Below are 6,536 nucleotides of genomic sequence, written 5' to 3'. Positions count from 1 at the left end.
GCCCCCTGTTGATTTTGGTGTAGGAACTTTAATTATACAGGCTCATATTGAATGGGTCTTTTTTTATTTATTTTGAGTGGTGCACTTAATATTACAATTCGTCATCTGTTAAAATTTTGTTACACAATTTTAATGTTTTTGATGAATTGCCATCGGGAATAGACGATAGTATGAATAGATTTTGCTTAAATCTTCGTGGTTCATGGGAATTTATTGATTAATATGGCTGTGCTTGATAAAATGAAAATAATATGATAAACAAGTAACTTGAAAAGCTGGGATTAATCATGACACGAATTATTGATAACTTACAACGTATACAACAAAATATCGATGCAGCTTGCGCGAAAGTAGGGCGCAATCCTGAAGAAGTAACGATTATTGCGGTTACAAAACAAGTCACAACAGCGCGTGCCGAGGAAGCACTTGCGGCAGGGATTCATCATCTAGGTGAAAATCGCCCTGAACCATTACTTGAAAAGCAAGAAACCATTACAGATGGTGCAGTTTGGCATTATATTGGCTCATTACAGACACGTAAAGTACGTAAAGTATTAGATACTGTTGATTTCATCCATTCATTAGATCGATTAAGTTTAGCGGAAGAAATTAATAAACGTGCAACCAAAACAGTAAATTGCTTCGTCCAAGTAAACGTATCGGGCGAAGATTCTAAGCATGGCTTAGCGGTACAAGAAGTTGAGCCTTTTATTGAACAACTGAAAGCATATGACCATATTCGCGTTGTCGGTTTAATGACAATGGCGCCGAATACAGAAGACGACACAATCATTCGAAATACATTTAAAGGACTAAAAGAGCTTCAATTATCACTCGCTGCAAAACAATATGAGCATGCGCCTTGCACCGAATTGTCGATGGGCATGTCACACGACTATGCAATCGCCGTCGAAGAGGGATCTACATACGTTCGTATTGGTACAGCTTTAGTTGGACTCGACTGATAGGAGGATTCCGCAATGAAAAACTTTTTAAAAGACTTTTTCTATTTAGATAATCGCGATGATGAATTTGATGAAGAAGAAGTAGCACAGCCGAAACAACAAGCAAGACCACAACAGCAACAACCACAGCAGCAACAGCGTCCACAACAAGTACAGCAGCTAAAACAGCAGCCTGTACCTCAACAAATGGCAACACCACGTAAGGTGCAACAGCCTGTACAACGTAAAACACAGCAAGTAGCATCAAATCTACCACCTCAACAAGTAGCACAAATGCAAGTTGTGGAAAAAAAAGCTAATAATGTCGTGAGCATGAATCGTACAACAAAGGTCAATTTATTTGAGCCTCGTATGTATTCAGAAGCGCAAAATATTGCGGATTGCATTCGCAATAAAAAATCTGCGGTTGTTAATTTACAACGTATTGACAAAGAAAATGGGAAGCGTATTATTGATTTTCTAAGTGGTACAGTATTCGCACTAGACGGTGAAATAAAAAAAATTGGTATCGATATTTTCTTATGTACGCCAGATAATGTTGAAATCGATGGTGCGATTTCAGAATACTATTACGAAGAAGATAAGTACTAGGCTACCACTAAGGAGAGAAAAGTACACGCATGAATATTATTGCTTTAGCATTTCAAGTTTATTCATTCGCCATTATTATTTACATTTTAATGAGCTGGCTTCCAGGGTTACAAGAATCAAAGTTTGGTGAAATTTTATCGAAAATCGTAGAACCGTATTTATCGATTTTCCGTAAGATTATTCCACCGATTGGTATGATTGATATTTCACCAATTATTGCGTTATTAGCATTGAACTTTATTCAAATAGGCTTATACCGTGTGTTGAGCTATATTTTATAAACTAGTCAGTCTATCATTATGTACTAAATAAGGCTCCTCGCGCATTGGCGTAAGGAGTTTTTGTTTTTTAGAAAGGAAGAAAAAATGGATCATCTACTACAACATTTTAGACCCGATGAGCATGAGTTTATTGAGCAAGTGCTTGAATGGAAGCGTCAAGTGGAAGATTTTTATGCGCCAAAAACAACACCTTTTTTAGATCCACGTCAGCGAACGATTGTACAATCTCTTATTGGTATAAATGGCGAAACACAAGTAGCGTTTCATGGTGGCTTTAGTGATTATTCAGAGCGTCAGCGTGCATTAATATACCCGAGCTATGTGGAGCCAGTGGCAGATGAGTTTCAGTTTGCGATGCTTTCTGTACGCTATCCATCTAAATTTGTGCAACTAAAACATCCTGATGTTCTAGGCGCATTACTTAGCTTAGGGTTAGAACGCGCAAAATTCGGGGATATAAGAGTGGGGACGGACATTGTGCAGTTTGTTGTAGCACGCGAGGTAGCAGACTATGTACGTGCCAATTTAACATCAATCGCGAAAAGCAAGGTGACTGTGCAAGAAGTAGATTTCTCAACAACACTACTTCCTGCAACAGAAGAATGGCAGGAGTCCGTAATCACGGCTTCATCACTCCGCCTTGATACAGTCATTGCCTCAAGCTATCCAGCCATTTCACGTCAAAAAGCCGCGTTATATATTGAGTCTGGCAAAGTGAAAGTAAACTATGCAGTGCGTGAACAAACGTCCTTTGAATTACATGAGGCAGATTTAATTTCGATTCGTGGTGTCGGTCGTTTATTTATTGAATCGATAGAAGGTCGCACAAAGAAAGAAAAACTACGCCTAAAAATTGGTAAAATGGAACGGAAATAACTTTGTTTTGCCGTTTTACAGATGAAGTTCTGTCAAAAGAACGGTATAATAATGAATAAGTTGAACTTGCAGATAAAAGGAGAGATAGTATGCCGTTATCACCACTTGATATACATAATAAAGAATTTGACCGCTCATTCCGTGGATACAACGAGGACCAGGTTAATGAATTTATGGAACAAGTAATGAAAGATATGGATCTTGTGTTAAAAGAAAAAAGTGAGCTAGAAGCCCGTCTTGCATCAGCGCATGATCAGTTAGGCCATTATAGCTCACTAGAGGATACACTTCAAAAATCAATTATTGTCGCACAAGAGGCGGCAGAAGAAGTCCGTCGCAATTCACAAAAAGAAGCAAAACTAATCGTGAAAGAGGCTGAAAAAAACGCAGACCGTATCGTTAATGAAGCATTAGCGAAAGCACGTACAGTGGCACTTGAAATCGAAGAACTGAAAAAACATTCAAAAGTATTCCGTAATCGTTTCAAAATGATTGTGGAAGCACAACTGGATTTAATCGAGTCAGAAGACTGGGATCACTTAATGGAATATGAAATTAAAGTGCCTGATGTCGATAATGTCGAAGCGATTGAATTACCAGACGAAGAATAACCGCTTGACGTTCTGGTCGCAATTTTCTATAATTGCAACATATGAATGAAAAGCACTGATAGAGACAGTAAACTTTATGCTGCAGTATAGCGATTCGAGGATGGTGAGAGCTCGAACGGTACAGATAAGGTTGAAGATCACTCTTGAGCTAGATTGCTGAACTTTAGTAAGCCGTCTCGTTACCACCGCGTTAAGGTGTTCTTAAGTGGCATGGTCTAACTATGCAATTAGGGTGGTACCGCGAGTTAACTTCTCCTCGTCCCTTGTTTGGGGCGAGGAGTTTTTTTATGGATTAATTTTGAGGAGGAATTACGAATGGCTGAATACAAAAAAACGTTATTAATGCCGAAAACAGATTTCCCAATGCGCGGAAACTTACCAAATATGGAACCAAAAATGCAAGAGAAATGGGCAGAAATGGATATCAATGCGAAAGTGCTTGAACGTACAAAAGACCGTACACCATTTGTGTTACATGATGGACCTCCGTATGCAAATGGTGATATCCACATGGGTCACGCATTGAACAAAGTATTAAAAGATATGATTAACCGCCATCGTTCAATGACAGGCTACTATGTACCATATGTTCCGGGTTGGGATACACATGGTCTACCAATTGAACAAGCATTAACAAATAAAGGACATGACCGTAAAAAAATGTCGATCGCAGAATTCCGCGAACTTTGTAAAGATTATGCATTAGAGCAAGTTAGTAACCAACGTGAACAATTCAAACGTATCGGCGTACGCGGTGACTGGGAAAACCCATACATCACATTACGTCCAGAATTTGAAGCACGTCAAATTGGCGTATTCGGCGATATGGCGAAAAAAGGCTATATCTACAAAGGATTAAAACCAGTTTATTGGTCTCCATCTTCTGAATCTGCATTAGCAGAAGCAGAAATTGAATACAAAGACATCAAATCGCCATCAATCTTCGTAGCATTTAAAGTAGAAGATGGTAAAGGTGTTTTAAATAATGACGAAGAAATCGTTATCTGGACAACAACGCCTTGGACATTACCAGCGAACTTGGGTATTTCTGTAAATCCTGAATTCACATATGTTGTAGTAAAAGTAAACGATCGCAAATTCGTTGTTGCAAAAGATTTACTAAATTCAGTAGCAGAAAAAATCGGCTGGGAAGATGTACAAATCGACCGTGAAATCAACGGTGCGGAATTAGAAAACATCACAGCAAAACACCCATTATTCGATCGTACATCTCTTGTGATGCTTGGCGATCACGTAACACTTGAAGCTGGTACCGGCTGCGTACACACAGCACCTGGACATGGTGAGGATGATTACCAAGTTGGGAAACGTTACGGCTTAGAAATCCTTTCAGTTGTAGATAACCGTGGTGTATTAACAGAAGCTGCTGGCGAATTCGCTGGTCAATTTTATGACAAAGCAAATAAACCAATCTGTGAAAAATTAGAAGAACTTGGCGCATTACTAAGCCTAACATTCTTCGAACACTCATACCCACATGATTGGCGTACGAAAAAACCAGTTATCTTCCGTGCAACACCACAATGGTTTGCATCAATTGATTCATTCCGTCCAGAATTATTACAAGCAATTCGCGACACGAACTTCACACCTGAATGGGGCGAAACACGTCTATTCAATATGATTCGTGACCGTGGTGACTGGTGTATCTCTCGTCAACGTGCATGGGGTGTTCCAATCCCTGTATTCTACGCTGAAAACGGCGAAGAAATCATTACAGAAGAAACAATCGCGCACGTACAACAATTATTCCGTGAACACGGTTCAAATATCTGGTTCCAAAAAACAGCTAAAGAATTACTTCCTGAAGGATTTACACATGCAGGCTCTCCAAATGGCGAATTCTCTAAAGAAAACGACATTATGGACGTATGGTTCGACTCAGGTTCTTCTCACCAAGGTGTATTAGCTGAACGTGGTATGAGCTACCCTGCAGACCTTTACTTAGAAGGTTCTGACCAATACCGTGGTTGGTTCAACTCATCATTAATCACATCAGTAGCGGTTAATGGCTATGCACCATACAAAGGCTTATTATCACATGGTTTCGTATTAGATGGCGATGGCCGTAAAATGTCGAAATCACTTGGTAACATCATCGCACCAGCGAAAATCATGCAACAATACGGTGCAGATATCTTACGTATGTGGGTAGCTTCAGTAGACTATACTGCAGATGTTCGTATCTCAATGGATATGTTAAAACAAGTTTCTGAAATGTACCGTAAAGTACGTAACACTTTAAAATTTGTTCATGGTAACTTAGAAGATTTCAATGCAGAAACAGACTATGTTGCATACGAAGATTTACGTGAAGTAGACCAATACATGTATATGGAACTTCAAAAATTAATCAAAACAGTGCGCGTAGCATATGATTCATATGAATTCGCAACAGTTTATAAAGCAGTAAACAACTTTATCGCAACAGAACTAAGCTCATTCTACTTAGACATTGCGAAAGATGTTGTCTATGTAGAAGCACCAAATAGCCACGCGCGTCGTGCAATGCAATCCGTTATGTACGATACATTAAATGCATTAGTGAAATTACTTGCACCAATCATTCCTCACACAGCGGATGAAATGTTTGGTTATATGGCTTGGACAACAGAGGAATCTGTACAATTAACAGATATGCCAGATGCTGTTGAAAAAGAAAACTTCGCTGCATTAACTGAAAAATGGACAAAAATCATGGCTGTTCGTGATGTAGTTCTAAAATCATTAGAAGAAGCACGTACAGCAAAAGTTATCGGTAAATCATTAGAAGCAAAAGCAACCGTTTACGCAGATGCAGCAACAAAAGCTGTTCTTTCTGATGCATCAATCGATTTCGCACAAATGATGATTGTATCTGAATTTGTGTTAGATGACCTTGCAAACGCAACAGAAGAATGTGTGAAAACAGAAACTGTAGCCGTAGCGGTTGTTAAAGCTGAAGGCGAAAAATGTGCACGTTGCTGGACAATTGATGAAACAGTTGGTCACAACGAAAAACATCCAGACCTTTGCGAACGCTGTGCAAGCGTTGTGGAAGAAAACTTTGCAGACGTTGATTTAGAAGCAAAATAATTTTTTATCTTTACGACGAATTGTAATATTAAGTGCACCACTCAAAATAAATAAAAAAAGACCCATTCAATATGAGCCTGTATAATTAAAGTTCCTACACCAAAATCAACAGGGGG

At 39.0% G+C, this 6,536-nt stretch carries 6 protein-coding genes and 1 other annotated feature; all 6 genes read left to right on the top strand.

Translation table 11 applies throughout. The features are described from left to right. Positions 1–287 precede the first annotated feature (287 nt). The 6 genes from ACFSY7_RS10730 (at position 288) to ileS (ending at position 6,420) form a co-directional block, all read left to right on the top strand. Positions 288–965 carry a YggS family pyridoxal phosphate-dependent enzyme gene (locus tag ACFSY7_RS10730; protein ID WP_020189373.1) on the top strand — a complete coding sequence of 226 codons (678 nt, stop codon included), beginning with the start codon at positions 288–290 and terminating at the stop codon, positions 963–965. Between the two features lie 15 nt (positions 966–980). Further along, entirely contained in the window at positions 981–1,556 is a 576-nt protein-coding gene (locus ACFSY7_RS10725) for a cell division protein SepF (RefSeq protein ID WP_126990799.1), read from the top strand. A 29-nt stretch (positions 1,557–1,585) separates the two neighbouring features. Beyond that, on the top strand, positions 1,586–1,837 hold the full coding sequence (locus ACFSY7_RS10720) for a YggT family protein (RefSeq protein WP_380147823.1): 252 nt from the start codon (positions 1,586–1,588) through the stop codon (positions 1,835–1,837). Between the two features lie 84 nt (positions 1,838–1,921). Further along, positions 1,922–2,713, top strand: a complete 792-nt coding sequence (locus tag ACFSY7_RS10715) for a YlmH family RNA-binding protein (protein ID WP_380147822.1) — start codon at positions 1,922–1,924, stop codon at positions 2,711–2,713. An 89-nt stretch (positions 2,714–2,802) separates the two neighbouring features. Beyond that, entirely contained in the window at positions 2,803–3,324 is a 522-nt protein-coding gene (locus tag ACFSY7_RS10710; protein ID WP_020189377.1) for a DivIVA domain-containing protein, read from the top strand. Between the two features lie 46 nt (positions 3,325–3,370). Next, positions 3,371–3,591: a binding site (T-box leader), on the top strand. A gap of 48 nt (positions 3,592–3,639) precedes the next feature. Beyond that, entirely contained in the window at positions 3,640–6,420 is a 2,781-nt protein-coding gene (ileS, locus tag ACFSY7_RS10705) for an isoleucine--tRNA ligase (RefSeq protein ID WP_020189378.1), read from the top strand. Positions 6,421–6,536 lie beyond the last annotated feature (116 nt).

It is taken from the genome of Kurthia populi, assembly GCF_042686175.1.
Classification (GTDB): domain Bacteria; phylum Bacillota; class Bacilli; order Bacillales_A; family Planococcaceae; genus Kurthia; species Kurthia populi.
The sequence above is the reverse complement of the archived record's forward strand: the minus strand, read 5'-3'. Positions and strand labels throughout refer to the sequence as shown.

Excerpts from the sequence above, each read along its gene's own strand:
- ACFSY7_RS10730 (WP_020189373.1), top strand. The coding sequence starts at position 288 with ATGACACGAATTATTGATAACTTACAACGTATACAACAAAATATCGAT.
- ACFSY7_RS10725 (WP_126990799.1), top strand. The coding sequence starts at position 981 with ATGAAAAACTTTTTAAAAGACTTTTTCTATTTAGATAATCGCGATGAT.
- ACFSY7_RS10720 (WP_380147823.1), top strand. The coding sequence starts at position 1,586 with ATGAATATTATTGCTTTAGCATTTCAAGTTTATTCATTCGCCATTATT.
- ACFSY7_RS10715 (WP_380147822.1), top strand. The coding sequence starts at position 1,922 with ATGGATCATCTACTACAACATTTTAGACCCGATGAGCATGAGTTTATT.
- ACFSY7_RS10710 (WP_020189377.1), top strand. The coding sequence starts at position 2,803 with ATGCCGTTATCACCACTTGATATACATAATAAAGAATTTGACCGCTCA.
- ileS (WP_020189378.1), top strand. The coding sequence starts at position 3,640 with ATGGCTGAATACAAAAAAACGTTATTAATGCCGAAAACAGATTTCCCA.